This window comes from Herbaspirillum huttiense (assembly GCF_047300815.1).
Taxonomy (GTDB): Bacteria; Pseudomonadota; Gammaproteobacteria; order Burkholderiales; family Burkholderiaceae_D; genus Herbaspirillum; species Herbaspirillum huttiense_A.
In genome coordinates this window covers 581,716-600,984 of record NZ_CP178608.1, presented here as the reverse complement: position 1 = coordinate 600,984, position 19,269 = coordinate 581,716, and the positions used below count along the sequence as shown (strand labels likewise).

Annotated in this window: 18 protein-coding genes and 1 riboswitch; of the genes, 12 read left to right on the top strand and 6 right to left on the bottom strand. The window is 64.8% G+C overall.

Translation table 11 applies throughout. The features are described 5' to 3' along the window. Window positions 1–37 precede the first annotated feature (37 nt). The 3 genes from ACLRDN_RS02810 to ACLRDN_RS02800 all read left to right on the top strand — a co-directional run bounded on the left by ACLRDN_RS02810 (window position 38) and on the right by ACLRDN_RS02800 (window position 3,438). Window positions 38–994, top strand: coding sequence for a LysR family transcriptional regulator (locus ACLRDN_RS02810; RefSeq protein ID WP_413458882.1), 957 nt, complete (start codon window positions 38–40; stop codon window positions 992–994). A gap of 22 nt (window positions 995–1,016) precedes the next feature. Continuing rightward, the gene (locus ACLRDN_RS02805) at window positions 1,017–1,409 is read left to right on the top strand and encodes a VOC family protein (protein WP_413458881.1); all 393 of its coding nucleotides are present in this window, start codon (window positions 1,017–1,019) and stop codon (window positions 1,407–1,409) included. A gap of 145 nt (window positions 1,410–1,554) precedes the next feature. Next, window positions 1,555–3,438 carry an AI-2E family transporter gene (locus ACLRDN_RS02800; RefSeq protein WP_413458880.1) on the top strand — a complete coding sequence of 628 codons (1,884 nt, stop codon included), beginning with the start codon at window positions 1,555–1,557 and terminating at the stop codon, window positions 3,436–3,438. A 102-nt stretch (window positions 3,439–3,540) separates the two neighbouring features. On the opposite strand, the gene ilvD is transcribed toward ACLRDN_RS02800, so the two are convergent. Both ilvD and ACLRDN_RS02790 read right to left on the bottom strand, forming a co-directional pair. After that, entirely contained in the window at window positions 3,541–5,403 is a 1,863-nt protein-coding gene (gene ilvD, locus ACLRDN_RS02795) for a dihydroxy-acid dehydratase (protein ID WP_413458879.1), read from the bottom strand. Between the two features lie 199 nt (window positions 5,404–5,602). Continuing rightward, a complete protein-coding gene (locus ACLRDN_RS02790) occupies window positions 5,603–7,045 on the bottom strand; it encodes an MFS transporter (RefSeq protein ID WP_413458878.1) in 1,443 nt (480 codons plus the stop codon). A gap of 409 nt (window positions 7,046–7,454) precedes the next feature. Between ACLRDN_RS02790 and ACLRDN_RS02785 the strand changes: the two genes are divergently transcribed. Further along, a complete protein-coding gene (locus ACLRDN_RS02785; protein ID WP_413458877.1) occupies window positions 7,455–8,408 on the top strand; it encodes a 2-hydroxyacid dehydrogenase in 954 nt (317 codons plus the stop codon). Between the two features lie 68 nt (window positions 8,409–8,476). After that, window positions 8,477–9,397: a LysR family transcriptional regulator gene (locus ACLRDN_RS02780; RefSeq protein WP_413458876.1), complete on the top strand. Its 921-nt coding sequence runs from the start codon at window positions 8,477–8,479 to the stop codon at window positions 9,395–9,397. A 1-nt stretch (window position 9,398) separates the two neighbouring features. Here the strand turns inward: ACLRDN_RS02780 and mntP are convergent, their stop codons facing one another. Both mntP and ACLRDN_RS02770 read right to left on the bottom strand, forming a co-directional pair. After that, window positions 9,399–9,980, bottom strand: coding sequence for a manganese efflux pump MntP (gene mntP / locus ACLRDN_RS02775; protein WP_413458875.1), 582 nt, complete (start codon window positions 9,978–9,980; stop codon window positions 9,399–9,401). 8 nt (window positions 9,981–9,988) lie between these two features. Beyond that, window positions 9,989–10,169, bottom strand: a riboswitch (yybP-ykoY riboswitch). 103 nt (window positions 10,170–10,272) lie between these two features. Next, window positions 10,273–11,229 (bottom strand): cation diffusion facilitator family transporter, encoded by a 957-nt coding sequence (locus ACLRDN_RS02770; protein ID WP_413458874.1) that lies wholly within the window; start codon window positions 11,227–11,229, stop codon window positions 10,273–10,275. Window positions 11,230–11,496: 267 nt separating this feature from the next. Between ACLRDN_RS02770 and ACLRDN_RS02765 the strand changes: the two genes are divergently transcribed. Together ACLRDN_RS02765 and ACLRDN_RS02760 are read left to right on the top strand one after the other, a co-directional pair. Continuing rightward, window positions 11,497–13,134 carry a DUF342 domain-containing protein gene (locus ACLRDN_RS02765; protein WP_413458873.1) on the top strand — a complete coding sequence of 546 codons (1,638 nt, stop codon included), beginning with the start codon at window positions 11,497–11,499 and terminating at the stop codon, window positions 13,132–13,134. A 111-nt stretch (window positions 13,135–13,245) separates the two neighbouring features. Next, window positions 13,246–13,644, top strand: a complete 399-nt coding sequence (locus tag ACLRDN_RS02760; RefSeq protein WP_413458872.1) for a hypothetical protein — start codon at window positions 13,246–13,248, stop codon at window positions 13,642–13,644. A gap of 21 nt (window positions 13,645–13,665) precedes the next feature. On the opposite strand, the gene ACLRDN_RS02755 is transcribed toward ACLRDN_RS02760, so the two are convergent. After that, window positions 13,666–14,514, bottom strand: a complete 849-nt coding sequence (locus tag ACLRDN_RS02755; protein WP_034331884.1) for a LysR family transcriptional regulator — start codon at window positions 14,512–14,514, stop codon at window positions 13,666–13,668. Window positions 14,515–14,638: 124 nt separating this feature from the next. Here ACLRDN_RS02755 and ACLRDN_RS02750 point away from each other — a divergent pair, with 124 nt between their 5' ends. From ACLRDN_RS02750 to ACLRDN_RS02730, 5 genes are all read left to right on the top strand, one after another. Then, window positions 14,639–15,652, top strand: coding sequence for a bile acid:sodium symporter family protein (locus ACLRDN_RS02750; protein ID WP_413458871.1), 1,014 nt, complete (start codon window positions 14,639–14,641; stop codon window positions 15,650–15,652). A gap of 126 nt (window positions 15,653–15,778) precedes the next feature. Then, window positions 15,779–16,150: a VOC family protein gene (locus ACLRDN_RS02745; RefSeq protein ID WP_413458870.1), complete on the top strand. Its 372-nt coding sequence runs from the start codon at window positions 15,779–15,781 to the stop codon at window positions 16,148–16,150. 121 nt (window positions 16,151–16,271) lie between these two features. Then, window positions 16,272–17,021, top strand: coding sequence for a helix-turn-helix transcriptional regulator (locus ACLRDN_RS02740; protein ID WP_413458869.1), 750 nt, complete (start codon window positions 16,272–16,274; stop codon window positions 17,019–17,021). A 115-nt stretch (window positions 17,022–17,136) separates the two neighbouring features. Next, on the top strand, window positions 17,137–17,553 hold the full coding sequence (locus tag ACLRDN_RS02735; RefSeq protein WP_413458868.1) for a DUF2325 domain-containing protein: 417 nt from the start codon (window positions 17,137–17,139) through the stop codon (window positions 17,551–17,553). A 128-nt stretch (window positions 17,554–17,681) separates the two neighbouring features. Next, window positions 17,682–18,203, top strand: coding sequence for a hypothetical protein (locus ACLRDN_RS02730; protein WP_413458867.1), 522 nt, complete (start codon window positions 17,682–17,684; stop codon window positions 18,201–18,203). Between the two features lie 89 nt (window positions 18,204–18,292). On the opposite strand, the gene ACLRDN_RS02725 is transcribed toward ACLRDN_RS02730, so the two are convergent. Then, on the bottom strand, window positions 18,293–19,117 hold the full coding sequence (locus tag ACLRDN_RS02725; RefSeq protein ID WP_413458866.1) for a GGDEF domain-containing protein: 825 nt from the start codon (window positions 19,115–19,117) through the stop codon (window positions 18,293–18,295). Window positions 19,118–19,269 lie beyond the last annotated feature (152 nt).

Sequence of the window (19,269 nt, the reverse complement as noted above, 5' to 3'; positions counted from 1 at the left end):
GAACGCCATGTCATCGGTCGCATGCTAGGATGCCGCCATGCCCGATACCGACCTCAACCTCCTCATCGCCCTGGATGCCCTCATCGCCGAAGCCAGCGTGGCCGGGGCTGCGCGCCGCCTGGGCCTGAGCGCCTCGGCCATGAGCCGCACCCTGACGCGCCTGCGCCAGGCTACCGGCGACCCGTTGCTGGTGCGGGCCGGACGGCAGATGGTGCTCACCCCCTGCGCCGAAGCCCTGCAGGAGCGCGTGCGCAATGTGGTGCATGAAGCGCGCTCCGTCTTGCGGCCTTCGGTACCGGAACTGGATGTGGCGCGGCTGGAGCGCGACTTCACCATCCGTGCCAACGAGGGCTTCATCGAAGCCTGTGGCGCCGCGCTCATCAGTGCCGTCACCCGCGAGGCGCCGCTGGTGCGCTTGCGCTTCGCGCCCAAGGTGGAGCGCAGTCCCCTGCCCCTGCGCGAAGGCAGTGCCGATCTCGAGATCGGCGTGGCCAGCGAGATGGGGCCGGAGGTGCGCCTGCAGACCCTGTTCCGTGACCGTTTCGTGGGCGCAGTCCGGATCGGCCATCCCCTGGCGACCCTGCGGCGCGTGAGTGCCGAACGCTATTGTGCCTACGAGCACGTGAGCGCTTCGCCGCGCGGCGACCGCGCCAGTCCGCTCGATGCCGCGCTGGCCGAGCGCGGCCTGGTGCGCAAGGTGGTGGCGGTGGTGCCGAGCTTTCCCGGTGCGCTGGCGGTGGTGCGCACCTCCGACCTGGTGGCCAGGGTGCCCCGCTCCTTCCTGACCACGGCCGGCGCGCCGCGCAAGGATGGCAGCGCGTCCGGCATCCATCTGTTCGAATTGCCGGTCGCGACCGATCCCATCATCGTCTCGCTGATGTGGCATCCGCGCGTGGAGCTGGACCCGGCGCACCGCTGGCTGCGCGACAAGGTGCGCGCGGTCTGTGCCGGGCTGGCGCAGCACGGTCCGGGTGCCAAGGGCCGTCCCGGCTGAACCCTTTACCTGAAAGCATTCCATGCAACTGCAAGGCATTCATCATGTGGCCGTCATCTGTTCCGACTATGCCGTCTCCAAGGCCTTCTACGTGGACCTGCTGGGTCTGCGCGTGATTGCCGAGCATTACCGCCAGGCGCGCGACTCCTGGAAGCTGGACCTGGGCCTGCCCGATGGCAGCCAGATCGAGCTGTTTTCCTTCCCTGCACCGCCGCCCCGTCCTTCGCGCCCCGAGGCCTGCGGCCTGCGCCATCTCTGCTTTGCCGTGGCCGATGTGGCCGCCAGCAAGGCTGAGCTGGAGGCCAAGGGGGTGGCAGTGGAAGAGATCCGCGTCGACGAATATACGGGGCGGCGCTTTACTTTCTTCGCTGACCCGGATGGGCTCCCGCTGGAACTGTATGAAGTGATGCGCTGACCCCACCCGCCCGCAAGCCGCGCCAACCGTGTGCTTGCGAGGCATGGTGCAGAAAACGTCAAGCCGCCATGCGCGCACCGCCAGGGCAACGGCTATACTCGCGCTGCACTCCTGACCGGCCTGCCTTCCTGCCCACCTCCACGCCATGCAAAACCTCAAGACTTCCGCCTTCTCGCGCCTGAGCTCCACCACCCTGCTGGGGGCTGCCGTGGTACTGGGCATGCTCTACTTCGGCCGCGACATCCTGGCCCCGCTGGCGGTCGCCGGCATCGCCAGCCTGATCATCCTGCCGCTGGTAAGGAAACTCGACGCCCTGGGCCTGAACCGGGCGGCCGCGGCCATGGTCTCGGTGCTGCTGGTCGGTGGCTGCCTGGTGGCACTGGCGGTGGTGCTGACCTTCCAGCTGGTGAGCGTGACCAGCGACCTGCCGCAGTACCGCGACGCCATCCAGGACAAGGTGGAAAGCGTGCGCGCCATGGCCGAGCGCCCCTTCGCCCGGCTGGAAGCCGAACTGAGCGCCGTCATCCCGCAGCCGGTGCCGGAGAGCGCACGCAGCGGCAAGAAGAACAGCCGTACTGCCGCAGCCGCCGCTGCAGCAGCGGCCACGCCCGAAGCCGATACCCGCATGTCGGTGCGCGGTGCCTTGCGGCGCCTCTTTGCGCTGGCCTGGGGGCCGATCGGCCAGGCCGGCATCGTGCTGGTGCTGCTGGTGTTCATCCTGCTGGAACAGGAATCCCTGCGTGAGCGCCTGATCCGCCTGGCCGGGCTGACCGAGATGAGCCGCACCATGCAGGCGCTGGGCGATGCTGCCGAGGGCGTGTCGCGTTTCTTCTTTTCGCAATTCGTGGTCAACCTGGTGTTCGGACTCATCATGGGCGCGGTGCTGGCCGCCGGCGGCGTGCCGCATGCGGTGCTGTGGGGTGCGCTGGCCGGGGTGCTGCGTTTCGTGCCTTACCTGGGCGCGCTGGCCTCCGGACTGATGATTTCGGTCTTCATCGCCGCCATCGATCCGGGCTGGTGGCTGGCACTGTCCTTCCTGGCTTTCTATGTGGGGCTGGAAGTGATCGTGGCCAATTTCATCGAGCCGCGCGTCTATGGTCACAGCTCCGGCCTCTCTCCCCTGGCGGTGATCGTCTCGGCGCTGTTCTGGGGCACGCTGTGGGGCCCCATCGGCCTGCTGCTTTCCACCCCGTTGACGCTGTGCCTGGTGGTGGCCGGACGTCACGTGGCCGCACTGGAACCGATCACCATCCTGCTGGGCGAAGCGCCCGACATGACGCATGCCGAACGCTTTTACCAGCGCGCCCTGGCCGGTGAATCGGAGGCCATCATCCGCGATGCACGCGGCCATCTGCAGAAGCAGAGCTTCGCCAAGTATTGCGACCAGATCCTGCTGCCCGGCCTGGCCCTGGCGGCATTGGACCTGCGCCACGGCCGCATTGAGGGTGCGCAGCAAGAACGGCTGCTGCATTCGGTCTCGCAGCTCACCGAAGTGCTCACGCAGAGCCCGGGCGCCCCGCGCAGCCTGCGTCGCCGACGCGAAGTGCCGCTGCTCAACAGCGGCGTGGGTGCGCACCTGCGCGAACTGCGCCAGGCGCGCCTGGGCCGCTGGCAGGGTTCGCTGGATGTGCCGCAGGGCTCGGTGGTGCTGTGCGGCGGCTTGCGCGGTGAGCGCGATGACCTGCTTTCCGAATTGCTGGTGCATGCCCTGCGCGTGACAGGCATCGATGCCCGCAGCATCACGCTGGACCAGCCCGGGGAAGAACAGCCCGATACCAGCAAGGCCGAACTGGTGTCCATCGTGTTCCTGGTCTATCCGGTGCGCGAGAAGCTGGAGGCGTGGATGACGGTGGTGCATGACCTGCGCCAGAACCTGCCGCATGCGCTGCTGGTCACGATCCGTCCCTCATTCTTCAACGAAGAGGTAGAGGCCACGACCGTGAAAGAACAGGTGGACATGGTGCTGTCGTCCTTCGAAGAAGGGCTGGCGTTTGCGTCTACGCATATGCGGCCGGCCATCAAGGCGTAAGACCGCACAGCCTCTGTACGCAAGACAAAAAAAACCGCCCGGCTTGCACCGGGCGGTTTTGCTTTTGCAGCGTGGTTTCGTCACGGTCTGTGACGGTCCGCATTAACGCTTCAACTGCGACAGATCACGCACGGCACCACGATCAGCCGACGTGGTCAGCGCCGCATAAGCCTGCAGTGCTTGCGACACCACGCGCTGGCGGTTGCCCGGCTGCCACGCGGCATCGCCACGGGCTTCCATTTCGGCGCGGCGCTTGGCCAGCTCTTCACCGGAGATGCGCAGGTTGATGGTGCGGTTGGGGATGTCGATATCGATCATGTCGCCCTCTTCCACCAGGCCGATGGCACCGCCTTCGGCCGCTTCCGGCGAAGCGTGGCCGATCACCAGGCCCGAGGAACCGCCGGAGAAGCGGCCATCGGTGAACAGCGCGCAGGCCTTGCCCAGGCCCTTGGACTTGATGTACGAAGTCGGGTACAGCATTTCCTGCATGCCGGGGCCGCCCTTGGGGCCTTCATAACGCACGATGACGACATCACCGGCCTTGACCTTGTCGCCCAGGATGCCTTCCACAGCCGCGTCCTGGCTCTCGAAGACGCGCGCGGTGCCGGAGAACTTCAGGATGCTTTCATCCACGCCTGCGGTCTTGACGATGCAACCCTTCTCGGCGATGTTGCCGTACAGGACCGCCAGGCCGCCGTCTTGCGAGTAGGCGTGTTCGCGATCGCGGATGCAGCCGTTGGCGCGGTCCAGGTCGCTGTCTTCAAAACGCTCTTCCTGCGAGAAGGCCGTCTGCGTGGGCACGCCACCGGGGGCGGCGCGGAACAGTTTGTGCACGGCCGGGTCGCTGGTGAGGCGGATGTCGAATTTCTCGATGGCTTCGCCCAGGGTCTTGCTGTGCACGGTCGGACGCGAGGTGTCCAGCAGGCCGGCACGGGCCAGCTCACCCAGGATGGCGATGATGCCGCCGGCGCGGTGCACGTCTTCGATGTGGTACTTGTTGGTCATCGGCGCGACCTTGCACAGGCAGGGGACCTTGCGCGAGATGCGGTCGATGTCGGCCATGGTGAATTCCACCTTGGCTTCGTGGGCTGCGGCCAAGAGGTGCAGCACGGTGTTGGTGGAGCCGCCCATGGAGACGTCCAGGGCCATGGCGTTTTCCCAGGTTTCCTTGGTGCAGATGTTGCGCGGCAGGATGCTGTAGTCGTCCTGTTCGTAGTGGCGCTTGGCCAGTTCGACGATCAGGCGGCCGGCGCGCAGGAACAGTTCCTTGCGGTCGGCGTGGGTGGCGAGAACGGTGCCATTGCCCGGCAGCGACAGGCCCAGCACTTCGGTGAGGCAGTTCATCGAGTTGGCGGTGAACATGCCCGAGCAGGAACCGCAGGTCGGACAGGCCGAGCGTTCCACTTCGGCCACGTCGGCATCCGAGATGTTCTTGTCGCCGGCCTGGATCATGGCGTCGACCAGGTCGAGCTTGATGACCTTCTTGTCGGTGTTGACGGTCTTGATGACCTTGCCGGCTTCCATCGGGCCGCCGGAGACGAAGACCACGGGGATGTTCAGGCGCATGGCGGCCATCAGCATGCCCGGGGTGATCTTGTCGCAGTTGGAGATGCAGACCATGGCGTCGGCACAGTGGGCGTTGACCATGTATTCCACCGAGTCGGCGATCAGGTCGCGCGAGGGCAGCGAATACAGCATGCCGTCGTGGCCCATGGCGATGCCGTCATCCACGGCGATGGTGTTGAATTCCTTGGCCACGCCGCCGGCCGCCTCGATCTCGCGCGCTACCAGCTGGCCCAGGTCCTTCAGGTGCACGTGGCCGGGCACGAACTGGGTGAAGGAGTTCACGACCGCAATGATGGGCTTGCTGAAATCGCCATCCTTCATGCCGGTGGCACGCCACAGCGCACGGGCGCCAGCCATGTTGCGGCCTTGGGTGGTGGTATAGGAACGGTAGGTCGGCATGATGGGTGTCTCCTCAGGGCTGCTTAGGGAAAAAGGGAGCACAAGAGTGCCTTCGGGGGGAGTGTTTGTCCAATATATAATTCGATGACTATTAATATCCAATAGATATTATTCCAAAACAACATCAATCGACGCTGCAGGCAGGCAAAAGGCCCGCACCATGGCGGGCCCCTCCGAACATTCAAGGCGGTGAGAAGGCTCAGGCTTCCTCTCCGGCCTTTCTCACGGTGATCGGTTCCACCACGCTCAGCAGCAGCACCAGGCACAGCAGCGAGGTGCCGACCATGTAGAGGAAGACACTGGTCCAGTCATAGCGATCCAGCAGCATGCCCACCGCCAGGGGCGCGCAGGCGCCACCGATCTGGCCCAGCGAATTGACGATGCCGAACGCGGTCGGATAGGTGGACTTGGTCGCCAGCCCCATCGGATAGGCCGAATACCCGGCAAAGCCGATGCCCAGCATCAGGCCCGACAGCATCAGCATGGCCCCGAGATAGAGCACGCTGTCCGGCGCTTGCACCAGCATCAGCGTCATCACGGCCGTGCCCAGCGCACCCAGCAGCATCATGGGCTTGCGGCGGCCACCGAGCAGGCGATCCGAGATGATCCCGCCCAGCATGTTGCCGGCCACCGCCCCGATGAAGGGAGCCGAGGCCAGGAAACCCATCTTCACCGAGGCAAAACCCTTGACCGTGACCAGGTAGGTCGGGATCCACGACATGAAGATGTTGCTGATGCCGATCATGCAGCCATAACCGATGGCCACGCCGATCACGTTCCAGGAGGTGAAGACCTGGCGCAGCGTTTCCAGGCGCGGCACGCGGCGGGTGCGGTTGATGCCGTCCAGCCAGGGCATCGGTGCCACTTGCGCGCCCTGGGCCGGGCGTGCGCCGCCGCTGGCAGGACCGGCCGGCAGGTCCTGCGTGATGTAGCGGCGTTCGGCCTCGTTGCAGAAACGATTTTCGGCCGGCGAGTTGGTCACCAGGAAGAACCACAGGATGGCCAGGAAAATGCCCGGCACCGCAAATACGTAAAAGATTTCGCGCCAGCCCCAGAGCTGGATGACGATGATGCAGACCGTCGGCACGATCAGCGGGCCGAGCTTGGAGGCGGCAATCCAGAGCCCGGTGGCGGTGCCCTTTTCCTCGGGCGGGAACCAGCGATTGATGACGTTGGTACAGCCGATGCCCAGCGGTCCTTCCGACAAACCCAGGCCCACGCGGTAGAGCTGCAACAGCAGCACCGAGGAGGTCGTGCCCATGAGGCCGGTGAATAGCGATGTCAGCAGCATGAAGACCGAAAAGAGAATGCCGGTGGTCTTTTCGCTCAGGCGCTTGTACATCAGCCCGACCGGAATCTGCACGATGCCGTAGGCAAACGAAAACAGGCTCACGATCAGCCCGGCTTCGGTATTGGAGATGCCGTACTCCTTCTTCATGTAGGGCAAGGCGATGCCGAAATTGGCGCGGTCGGCGCAGGCAATGGCCCAGATCATGAAGATCAGGCCCATCACCACCCAGCGATAGCGGGTCGGTTTCTGCTGGGCCAGGGGTGCGGCCACACTGGCGGCCGGGGCGGCGGATGAGGCGGATGCGGAGGAACTGCGGCGGCCGACCGGGTCGGCGGCGTCGACATGATTCATCGTCGGACTCCTTGGGCGTGTCTCGTGTTTATCGTTATGGATGGCGGCAATGGCGTGGCACTGCCGCGCTTACGACGGCAGCGCGCGGCCGGTCCGGGGTGATCCCAGGTTCATGCTTGTCTCCTGTGCGGGTGGCGGGCTTTGTTGTGTGTGCCTTGAGGGATCTGTGGACGCCCGGCATTCATTGCGGCCCCTGCGTGTCTCGGTGGCCGACGCTGGGAATCATGGCCGCGGCCCTGCAGCGCGTCCAATCTTTTCTGGCTATCAAGTGATGTGCGGATTGAATCGATACTGATACCGAACCAGCCACCATTTCGTGAATCAATTGATAGCCTTTTCGGATTGGACGCCCTGCCGGAATGCCCGCATCATCCGCCGGCATTGCCACCGAACGAGAAGGAGTCCCCCCATGAAACGCCACGTGCTGCAGCTCAATCCCATCCTGGTCCCGGCCATCAACGACAAGCTGGAAAGCCTCTACCACATGCACCGCCTGTTCGAGCAAGAGGACAAGGAAGCCTATATCGAGCGCCATGGTGCGGTGATCGAAGGCGTCATCACCGGCGGCCACACCGGCATCAGCAATGCGCTCATGGATCGCCTGCCGGCGTTGAAGGTGGTGGCGGTCAATGGTGTGGGCACCGATGCGGTGGACCTCAACCATGCGCGCAGCAAGGGGCTGCCGGTGACCGGCACCTTCGGCGCGCTGACCGAGGATGTGGCTGACCTGGCCTTGGGACTGATGCTGGCGGTGAGCCGGCAGCTCTGTCCGGGCCATGCTTTCGTGCAGCGCGGTGACTGGGTGCGCCATCCTTCACCGACAGCCATTCCACTGTCGCGCCGCCTGAGCGGCAAGCGCGTGGGCATCGTCGGCATGGGCAAGGTGGGCCGCGCCATCGCACAACGCGCAGCGGCCTTCGGCTGCCCGATCGCCTATACCGACCTGCGCGCCATGGAGGACCTGCCCTACAGCTTCCAGGCCGAGCTGCTGCCACTGGCGCGTGAGAGCGATGTGCTGGTCCTGGCGGCCGCCGCCGACAAGGCGCAAGGCATCATCAATGCCGCCGTGCTCGATGCGCTCGGGCGCGAGGGCATCCTCATCAACATCGCGCGCGGCAAGCTGGTGGTGGAAGAGGATCTGGTGGATGCCTTGCAGCGCGGCGTCATCGCCGGTGCGGGACTGGATGTGTTCGTCGATGAACCCAACGTGCCGGTAGCCTTGCTGGAGATGGACCAGGTGGTATTGCAGGCGCACCGCGCCAGCGCTACCGTGGAGTCCCGCACGGCCATGGGCGAGATGGTGCTGGCCAGCCTGGCGCAAGCTCTGGCCGGACAGCGGCCAGAGGGCAGCCTCACTACCTGAAGAGGATCATGGCCGTGGCCGGGAGCGGACCTGCCTATAATGCACGCTCCCCTTACCGGCGAATCCCCATGCTCGATCTGGCTCAAGTCCGTTGTTTCGTGGTCGCTGCGACCGAACTCAATTTCCGTCGTGCAGCGGTGCTGCTGAACATGACGCAGCCGCCCCTGTCGCGGCAGATCCATCTGCTCGAACACAGGCTGGGCGTGCAATTGTTTGAACGGGTCGGGCGCACCGTGCGCCTGACCACCGAAGGCCGGGTCTTCCTGGCCGATGCGTCACGCCTGCTGCAATTGTCGGAACAGGCCGAAAGCACGGTACGCCGCGCCAGCCAGGGCAAGACCGGGCGCGTGCGGGTCGGCTTCACCGGTGCGGCCGGCTATGAGCTGATTCCGGAACTGCTGATGCAGGCGCGCAAGAGCCTGCCCGAGATCGACGTGGTGCTGTTCGAACTGATTTCGGTGTCGCAACTGGAAGCCTTCACCGCCAACACCATCGACATCGGCTTCCTGCGACCGGTCTCATCACGCCAGCCGCTGGAGTTGCAGCTGGTAGATGACGAGCCCCTGGTCCTGGCCATGCCGCAAGGCCATGCACTGGCCGCCCATGAGCGCATCGCCACGAGCCAGCTCGATGGCCAGCCCTTCATCATGCATTCGCCCACGCATGGAAAATATTTCTACGAACGCATCATGGCCATGCTGGGTGCGGCGGACGTCAAACCCGATTTCACGCAATACATCGACCAGAGCCACACCATCCTGTCGCTGGTGCGCGCCGGGCTGGGCGTAGGCATCTTGCCGGCCTCGGCCCAGCGCTTCCATTACGACCGGGTGGAATTCCGTCCGCTGGCCGGCGACGTGCCGCGCGCCGAGATGAGCATGGCCTGGCGCGCGGACCAGGACAACCCGGCGGTCACGGCCTTCCGCCTGATGGCTGCCCAATACTGTGCCGAGCGCGCAGCCAGGCTGCGTCACGCGGCACCAGTCTGAATCAGCCGCCCGTGCGGCTCAGGTGTTCATAGAGGATCGCCGCCCCCACGCCAATCAACACCACGCCACCGATGATCTCGGCGCGCTTGCCGATCAGGTGGCCCAGCACGCGGCCGACCATCACGCCGATGGTGACCATGGTGGTGGTGGCCAGGCCGATCAGGAGCGCGGCTTCGAGGATGTTGACGTCGATGAAGGCCAGGCCCACGCCCACGGCCATGGCGTCGATGCTGGTGGCCACCGCAGTGAGGGCCAGCATGAGGACGGATTGCTTCTGCGGGGTGGCGCCGGCGTCTTCTTCCTCGTCATCATCGCTCAAGCCTTCGCGGATCATGCGGGCACCCAGCACCAGCAGCAGCACGAAGGCGATCCAGTGATCCCATTCCGAAACCCATTTGGTCGCGACAGAACCGGCGAACCAGCCGATCAGGGGAGTGATGGCTTCGATCACGCCGAACAGCAGGCCGATGCGCAAAGCCTGCAGGAAGCGTGGCTTCTGCATGGCGGCACCTTTGCCGATGGCGGCCGCAAAGGCGTCGGTAGACATCGCCAGCGCGAGGAGAAGGAGAGCAGGGAAATTCATGAGCGGGGATTCCTTGGCCGGGCGAAAAGTCCATGGACGTGCCTGCGCGCCCAGCCTGGCCGCAGGATACGTCTATGGTCTCGCCTACCTGGATGGCTACCCGCGCCACGGCATCGATGCTGCCGAGAATGTTGACACGGGCTCTTCCGGATGACCCGGAAGCTGGCTACTCCCCAAAGAGAAGCCCGGATTTTAAACGAAGACGGCCGCGCTAGACAAGTTGTCGTGCCGGGTTCGTCAGAATGATGCGGCGTACGCTACACATTGTATTGCCAGGCAGACATTGTGACGATCAGTGCGCATCACCCTGCTCTGGCGCATCGACCGCATCGACCGGATCCACATGCGTCATCACATCCAGTACAGGATGCGCCGCCAGCACCCGGCGCCGCGCGTCGATGGCAATGGCATGGCCTTCGGTGACGGTGAGGCCGCCATCGATTTCCAGATGCACATCGACCAGCGTGAGATCGCCCATGCGCCGCGTGCGCAAGTCGTGCAAGCCCTGCACGCCGGGCGTGGCGAGGATGGTGGCGCGAATGGCCTGGGCCTCTTCAGCGGACACGGCGCGGTCCATCAGGTCATGCAGCGCGCTCCAGAAAAATCCCCAGCCGGTGCGCACCACCATCAAGCCCACCACCGCCGCGGCCACCGGATCCAGCAAAGTGAAGCCGGCCAGGCTGCCAACGATACCCAGTGCTACTACCAGCGAGGAGGCCGCATCCGAACGCGCATGCCAGGCATTGGCCACCAGCATGCTGGAGCGCACGCGCTCGGCGATGCGCAGCATGTAGCGAAACAGCAGTTCCTTGGCCAGCAAGGCTGCCAGGGCCACCCACAAGGCCGCCACATGGGCCGGCGGCGTCTGGCCATAGTGCTGGATCTTCTGCGCCGCCGACACCAGCATGCCCAGGCCCACGGCCAGCAGCAATGCACCCAGCGCCAGCGAGGCCGCCGTTTCGTAACGCTGGTGACCATATTGGTGATCGTCGTCGGCCTGCTTGCGGCTGTGATGGCCGGCCAGCAGCACCACGAAATCGGCAATGAGATCGGACAAGGAATGAATGCCGTCCGCAATCAGGGCCTGCGATCCGGAGAACACGCCGGCCGTCACCTGCAGCATCACCAGCGCGATGTTGACCACGATGCTCACCAGCGTACTGGTGCGCCCGGCCCGATATCGGGCCGCATTCAATGCATCATCGCGAGGATCTTCCCCCTTGAAGTCTTCTATTTGGGTACTTAACATAAAACCAACGATAAGAGCCTAATCTAGAGCCAAAAATGGCAAAACTTGTGCTATCGAACAAATTACTGGATCATCTTGCCACATTACAATGTCATCCGTATTGCGTCAGGGGGACTGCCGCCGCCTTTTTGCCGGTGCAGTCAGCAACGCGCCGGATCACGGCCCGCACCTCCATAGCAGGACCAGACATCCCCGCGTCACTGGCTTGTGCCATGCCACGCGAGCGATCCTAGACAGACCCGGTGCAGCCTTACATCGAGGAACAGCATGAACCAAGCAACCCCGCAACCGCTGTCGTTTGCGTTCGACAGGGCCAGCGGCGAACTGAGCGCCACCTGGCAACCCGTGCAGGGCTTCCCGCCGCTGACGCTGGCCTTCCTGAAACAGGCCATGACCGATCATGGGCTGACCAAACTGTTTTTCCAGGATTCGGTCCTCAATGGCTTCGTGCGCAAGGCCGAGGATGCCAAGGAACCCATCACCCAGGTCATCGCCGAACGGCGCGATGGCGAGTTCTCGCTCGATGTGGCCGATGACCTGATGACGGCCTCGCTGACCTTGGTGCCGCCCTACGGTGGCCGCGCCAAGAGCGTGGAAGTGGTCAACGCCATCCGCGCCGCCGGCATCACCTACGGCATCCTGCACGAGCAGCTGCGCGGGGCGCTCTCGGCGGGATTCTGCAACAAGCTGGTGGTGGCACAGGGCCTCATGCCCACGCCTGCCGAGCCGGCCCGTTTCGAGAGCCTGCTGGAAGAAAAGGAAGAAGAGCTGGCCGACATCGACGAAGACGCCGTGGTCTCCTACGCCGACATGGGCCACATTCTGCTGGTCAAGGTCGGTGATCCGCTGATGCGCCGCACGCCACCGGTGCCGGGCCAGGATGGCATCGACATCCGTGGCGGCAAGGTGCCGGCACGGCCGATTGCCGACGTCCCCTTCTCCAAGGAATGCATCGGTGCCGAACCCAGTGAAGAAGACCCCGACCTGCTGGTGGCCATCGTGCCGGGCCAGCCCACGGTCATCAAGAATGGCGTGAAGGTCAACCCGGTGCTGGATGTGGAAAACGTCGACCTCTCCACCGGCAACCTCAGCTTCGAAGGCACGGTGCGCGTCTCCGGCGACGTGCTCACCGGCATGAAGATGAATGTGGGCGGCGACGTGGTCATCAACGGCACCGTGGAAGCGGCCGAGATCGTGGCCGGCGGCAGCGTCACGGTCAAGGGCGGCGTGATCGGCCACAGCGAAGGCGTCACCGCGCAAGCCGGCACGACTGCCATTGCCTCGCGCATCAGTTCGCAGAAATCGGTGCAGGTGATGTTCGCCGAGAGCGCCCACATCGAAGCCGCCGAAGACATCCTGGTGCTGGGCAACGCCCGTCACTGCGAGCTGCTGGCCGGCAACGAGATCACCGTCGGCAAGGGCAATCCGCGCACCGGCCACATCATCGGCGGCCGCGTGGAAGCGACCAACCTGATCCGTGCCAATGTGATCGGTGCGTCCACCACCACGCATACGCGCATCCAGGTCGGCCTCGATCCGTATCTGGAAGAGAAGATCGCCATCAAGGAACAGGAATACACCCGCAAGGTGGCCGAGCTGGATCGCACCATCAAGCAGCAGAGCTACTACAAGCTCAATCCCGAAAAGGCCACCCCGGAAATCCTCCATGAGACCAGCGACAAGCGCAAGGCGCTGGCCTATGAGGTCAAGGTGCTGCTGGAAGAAGTGAGCCAGATGAAGGACGGCATGGTCGCGGCCGAAGACGCACGCATCATCGTGGCCAAGGCCGTCTACGAAGGTACGGAGTTGCGCATCGGGCATGAAGTGTGGCCGGTGCAATCGGACCTGGGGGGCGGCACCGCACAGCTGTTCGAAGGCGATATTCGCTACAACCCGAAAAAATAGTTTTCTCTGTTTTTTCTTGTTTTCGGCCAGCCTGTGGATAAATCGTTTATAGCATTTGCACTTCGCTTATCCACAGGCAATTGCGCGTTCGCGCACTGATTGACTCCGCTCATGCAAGACCTGCTCCCCCATCCGGACCTGGCGCAACTGCGCACCCTGGCAGCCGACAGTGCGGCCATCACCATGGATTGTAATTGCCGCGCGGCCGACAGCAGCGGCTGGATCAGCCTGCCGCTGTCGCTGCCGGAAACGCAACTGGTGGACGTGGCCACGCTCATTGCCGATCCCTACGACGAACCGACCTTCACCGAATATCATCCGCAGGGCACCCGCTACGCCTCGCCCGAGGCTCCCGTCGCGCCGGCATGGTATCCGTACAACCGCTGCAATATCGCGCGCTGCACGCAATGTGGACGCCACTACCTGCGCTACATGGAAGCCGGTGGCTATTTCGTGGATCGCCGCATCCGTTCCCTGAACGCTCCGGCGCTGATTGTCGAGGCGGCCTGAAACCCGCCCCCGCCGGGCTCTTCAGCCGCGGCTCAAGCGGCTGGCCATCAGGATCTGGTACAGCGTATCGGCCGGCCGCGACAAGCGCCGCGCCGTGAGCGCCACATATTCCACATCCGGCAGGCGCGGCAGCGCCGCATGATTCAACGGCACCACCAGGTCCCGCGAGGCCAGATGCTGCGGCAACGCCGCCAGCCCCAGCCCGCCGCGCGCCGCCGCCATGCAGCCCGCATGGCTGCCGCTGGTGCAGACGATGCGCCAGTGATGCCCCGACTTGCCCAGCGCCTGCAAGGTCGCCGCACGTGTGATGCTGGGCTCAGGCAGCAGGATCAGGGGCAAGGGTTCGGTGAGGTCGACCAGGGTATCGGGCCGCGTGAGCCACTGCATGGGCGTGGAGAACATGCTGTGCCCGCGCGATTCTCCGGCGCGCCGCTTGCCGACCAGCAAGTCCAGCTTGCCCTGGTCCAGCGAGGCATAGAGCTCGCTGGTGAGGCCGATGGTGATTTCCAGTTCGACTTCGGGATGCTGGCTGCGAAAGGCCGCCAGCATGTCCGGCAGCGGGCCCATGGCGAGGTCGTCGGAGGTGCCGAAGCGCACCCGGCCACGCAGGCGCGGGGCGCTGAATTGCGCCTCGGCGCGGGCATGCGCCTGCAAGATCAGGCGTGCATGGACCAGCAGGCTTTCGCCATCGGCGGTCAGCGCGAGGGAGTGTGTATCGCGCACGAAGAGGCGGCGGCCCAGGCTCTCTTCCAGGCGGCGGATGTGGTCGCTCACCGTCGATTGCGTGAGCCCGAGCTGGCGCCCGGCCTCGGTGAAGCTGGACGAGGTCGCGGCCGTGGCGAAGGTCTGGAGCCAGAGGGGATTGAGCATGCGGCCATTATCATCGGACTTTCCGATGACAGTCAACGCGATCAGAGGGGTTCCCGATGGCCGTTGGCTTTCCTATCATGAGGGCAAACCCGAATCATCCCTTCATTTTTTCCGCGAGCGCGCCATGAACCGCTTTCTCCCCGACCGCTTCACCCAGTTGCTCATCGGCACCGTGCTGCTGGCCACCTTCTTCCCGGCCACCGGCAGCTTCGAGCACTTCATGCACATCGCCAGCAATGCGGCCATCTCGCTGCTGTTCTTCCTGCATGGGGCCAAGCTCTCGCGCGAGGCGGCGCTCTCCGGACTGAAGCAGCCGCGCCTGCATCTGCTGACGCTGGCCTCGACCTTCCTGCTGTTCCCGCTGCTGGGCCTGGCCCTGAAGAGCGCCGTGCCCGACCTGCTGACACCGCAACTGTGGATGGGCGTGCTGTTCGTCTGCACGCTCTCCTCCACCGTGCAATCCTCGATCGGCTTTACCTCCATTGCACGCGGCAACGTGCCGGCGGCGATCTGCGGCGCCACGGCTTCCAACCTGCTGGGCATCGTCATCACGCCGCTGCTGGTGACCTTGCTGCTGCATCGTCATCATGAAGCCAACGGCATGTCGCAGGTGCTGAGCATCCTGCTGCAACTGCTGCTGCCCTTCGTGCTGGGCAACCTGATGCGTCCGTGGATCGGGGACTGGATCAATCGCCACAAGGTCATCGTCAATGTCGTCGATCGCGGCGGCATCCTGCTGTCGGTCTATGCCGCCTTCAGCGTGGCCGTGGCGCAGGGCGTGTGGCACCTGTTCCCGCCGGGCCAGCTGGCCTTGCTGGTACTGGTCAATGCGGTGCTGCTGGGCACCGTGCTGCTGGTGACCACCTACGGCGCGCGCGCCCTGAAAATGCCGCGTGGCGATGAAATCGTGCTGGTCTTCTGCGGCTCCAAGAAGTCGCTAGCCTCGGGCATCCCCATCGCTTCGGTGCTGTTTGCCGGCAGTGGTGCGGCAGTGGTGCTGCTGCCGATCATGCTGTTCCACCAGATGCAGCTGATGCTGTGCGCGGTGCTGGCCCGCCGCTATGCCGCTGGCCACGAAGATGAACACATTGGCGGGCAGCCGCAGCAGGAGGGCGTTGCAGCGGTGGCCACGCGCTGATTGCTGACCAATTCTTCCCCGGGCGCGAGGGCTACTGACAGGACGGTGTCAGTAGCCCTCGCGCATGATGCGTTCCATGCCAGCCGGCATAGACAACGCTCCCCTCCCAAGAAAAGGAAGAACATCATGCAAACCCAAGTCAACTGGTTCGAGATCGCCACCAAGGACCTGCAGCGCGCCACCCGCTTCTACGAAGCCGTCTTTGCCACCACGCTGCGCCAGGAGCAATTGTCCGAAGAAGGTCCGATGGCCATCTTCGTGCGCAATGACGGCCAGTCCATCGGCTGCCTGACCGGCCCCGGCTGGCTGGAGCCGACCCGCCAGGGCACGCTGATCTACCTCGATGCCGGCCCCTCGATCCAGGCCGTGCTCGACCGCGTCAAGGCGGCCGGTGGTGAAGTCACTATGGAACGCTTCCAGCTGCCCAACGATATCGGCTACATCGCCCAGTTCATCGACAGCGAAGGCAATCGCCTGGCCTTGCACGCGATGCATTGACGAGCCGGATCGGCTCGCCATGCCACGCCATGCGCGCATCTTGCACAGCAGCATCGAAGTTCGTGGCGGGCCAGGGGTATGCGTGCCAGAATGGCGCGCATCATTTTTCACTGCCCCTGCCATGCGCCGAGCCGATCGCCTGTTCCAGATCACCCAGTACCTGCGCGGACGCCGTCTCACCACGGCGCGCCAGCTGGCGCAATGGCTGTCGGTGTCGGAGCGCACGGTCTATCGCGACATCCGCGACCTGTCGCTCTCGGGCGTGCCAGTGGATGGCGAAGCCGGAGTCGGCTATCGCATCAAGCCAGGTTATGACCTGCCGCCGCTGATGTTCAACGCCGATGAAATCGATGCGCTGGTGATCGGCATGCGCATGGTGCAAGCCTGGGGCGGCCCGCAGCTGGGCGCCTCGGCGGCCTCGGCGCTGGCCAAGGTGGTGCTGGCCCTGCCCAAGGAAAAACGCGATTTCGTCGAGGCCACGCCGCTCTTCGCACCGGCCATGCAGGACGACTGCAGCCAGGGCGAGCGGCTCGAAGCCATCCGCCAGGCCATCAACAGCCGCCACAAACTGCTGCTGCACTATACCGATGCGCAGCAGCGCAGCAGCCAGCGAGTGGTGTGGCCGCTGGCGCTGGCCTTCTTTGGCGGCACCTGGCTCTTGGCTGCCTGGTGCGAGACGCGCGACGATTTCCGTTCCTTCCGCCTGGATCGCGTGCGCCAGATGAGCGAGCACGGCCATTATCCGGACCGCAATGGCCGCCGCCTGCCCGACTTCGTACGGGCCATGCAGCGCCAGGTGCGCGCACAGCAATCCTCGGCGGCCGCTCCGCCAATACCACCGGCGTCTGCCGCTCCACCGCCCGCTGCCTGATCGGCCGGGGCGCTGCGCCAACGCAAAGCGCATATGCTGCTGCAAATTGATTCGTTCGCAAGCGGCACTACAGCAGTTAGGCTGGGACCGTCACTGACTTCCTGCGAGTCCCCTCATGCGTGCTGCTGCCTCCGCTTCTGCCTCCACTGCTGCCCCCATCGCCTTGTCGCTCGGCGACCGCTGTGTGCTCTGCGTAGGCGGCCTGACCGGCGCGCGCAATCACTACCGGACGGAGATCGAAACCCGCGCCGGGCGCTTCCTGCATCACGATGGCGGACGCGAAGACAACCTGCACCGGCTCACGCCCATGCTGGCCGCCGCCGACATCGTCATCTGCGCCTCCGGCAACATCAGCCACAACGCCTATCACCTGGTCAAGAGCACCTGCAAGAAGCTGGGCAAGCCTTGCGTACTGGTCAAGGGCACCGGCATCGCCTCCTTCCTCGATGGCCTCGGGCACCTGGCCGCCATCGAAGCACCGCAGGAAGGCCGCTCGGCGCGCGGCGACCGGGTGTTGCGCGGCAAGCGCTAGGAGATCCTCCACAGCAAAAAAAGACTGCTGTTTGGAAAAAATCTCAAATCCCCCCTACAATCGACTCCCCGGCCCGCCCTGCGTGCCGTACCGACAACATGCCAAGACGGCAATTTCCGGGAGTCCGTTTGAAGATCGCATCTCGCCTGTGCACCTGCCTGCGCCCGCGCCTGTGCGCGCTGGTGCTGACGCTGGCCGGTGCCGTGGCCGCCGCACCCGCTGCGCAGGCCGCGCCGCAACCCAGTTTTGGCATCGAGGTCGGCAATGCCCTGCTGTGCCTGAACCAGCTCAACAGCAAGTATTTCTACGATTACCTGGTGGCCGCCTTCGGGCCGCCCTACAAGACCGAAGGGGGGGCCTACTGGTTCAAGGCCACCAACATCTCGCTGTGGGGCATGCAGGCCACCGATTTCCTGGTCAATGACAGCAACAGCCAGGCCGATTTCATCGGTGCCTACTTCAACACCACCCCGGTCAAGCTGACCGATGCCATCAAGGGCGCGCTGGGCATCCGCTTCACGCCCGAGGATGACTCGGCCTATCCGGTGCGGCAATCGCAAGCCGGCAGCAAGATCGTCTACAACGATACCAACGCCAAGATGTATTGCGCCAAGTCCAAGTTCCTGGTGCCGGGGCCTGAGCAGCCCTGATCCAGACGGCCAGAGGACCATGAAAAATGCCGCGCGGTGGGTGACCACCGGGCGGCATTGTCGTGATGGCGCGGCCTTGAGGGGGTGGCTCAGGCCTTCTTGAGGTCCTCGGCAGTGCGGATGCAATCGCGCCCGGAAGCCTTGGCCAGCGCCAGGGCCTGTTCCGATTCGCGCAGCACGGTCTCGGGTTCGTCGACCTGGCGCTGCGGGGCGATGGACGCGATGCCGATGCTGATGGTCACGCGCCCGGTCGGGCTGGCGCTGTGTTCGATGTTGAGCTGCTCGATCGACTTGCGGATACGCTCGGCCACGATCAGTGCGCCGTCCAGGCGCGAACCCGGCAGCAGCACGGCGATCTCCTGGGTACCGAAGCGCGAGAGCAGGTCTTCCGGACGCACGTTGGTATCGCGGATGGCGCTGCCGACCCGGCGCAAGACCTTGTCACCGGCCATGCGGCCGTAGCTGGCGTTGTACTCATCGAAGAGATCGATGTCGATCATGATGATGGCCAGCGACAGGTTGGTACGGGCCGCACGGTTGAATTCTTCCAGCAGGCCGCGCTCGAACTGGCGGCGATTGGCCAGGCCGGTCAGCGCGTCTTCCAGGCCCACGCGGGCCAGGGTCTTTTCCATTTCTTCCAGGTGGGTGCGGGCGTCATCGCGCTGTTCCACCAGCTGCTTGTGTTCTTCCTGCAGCTGCTGCATGCCCGCCTCCACGGCCGACAGCGGTTGCAGCCATTGCCGCGCCAGCAGCCAGGACAGCAAGGCCGACAGCAGGACCAGCACCACGGCGGCAATGACCAGGCCCTGCGTGCTGCCGCTGATGGCCATGGCGCTGAGCACGACGGCGGTGAGGAGCGCGGCAGCGGTGCCGGAGAGGGTCAGGCGTGTTTGGAGTTGACGAGACAGGGACATAAGCTGGAGACCGACTTTCCTTAAAGAGAGGCACGGCAGTGATGGCCGGCAATACGGCCACGCGAAATGCTACAGGCTAGTGCGCTGCGATGCAACGCGATTGCAGAGCGGTGGCACGATCGCGCTGCCTTGTCAGGGTGCTGTCATGCGGC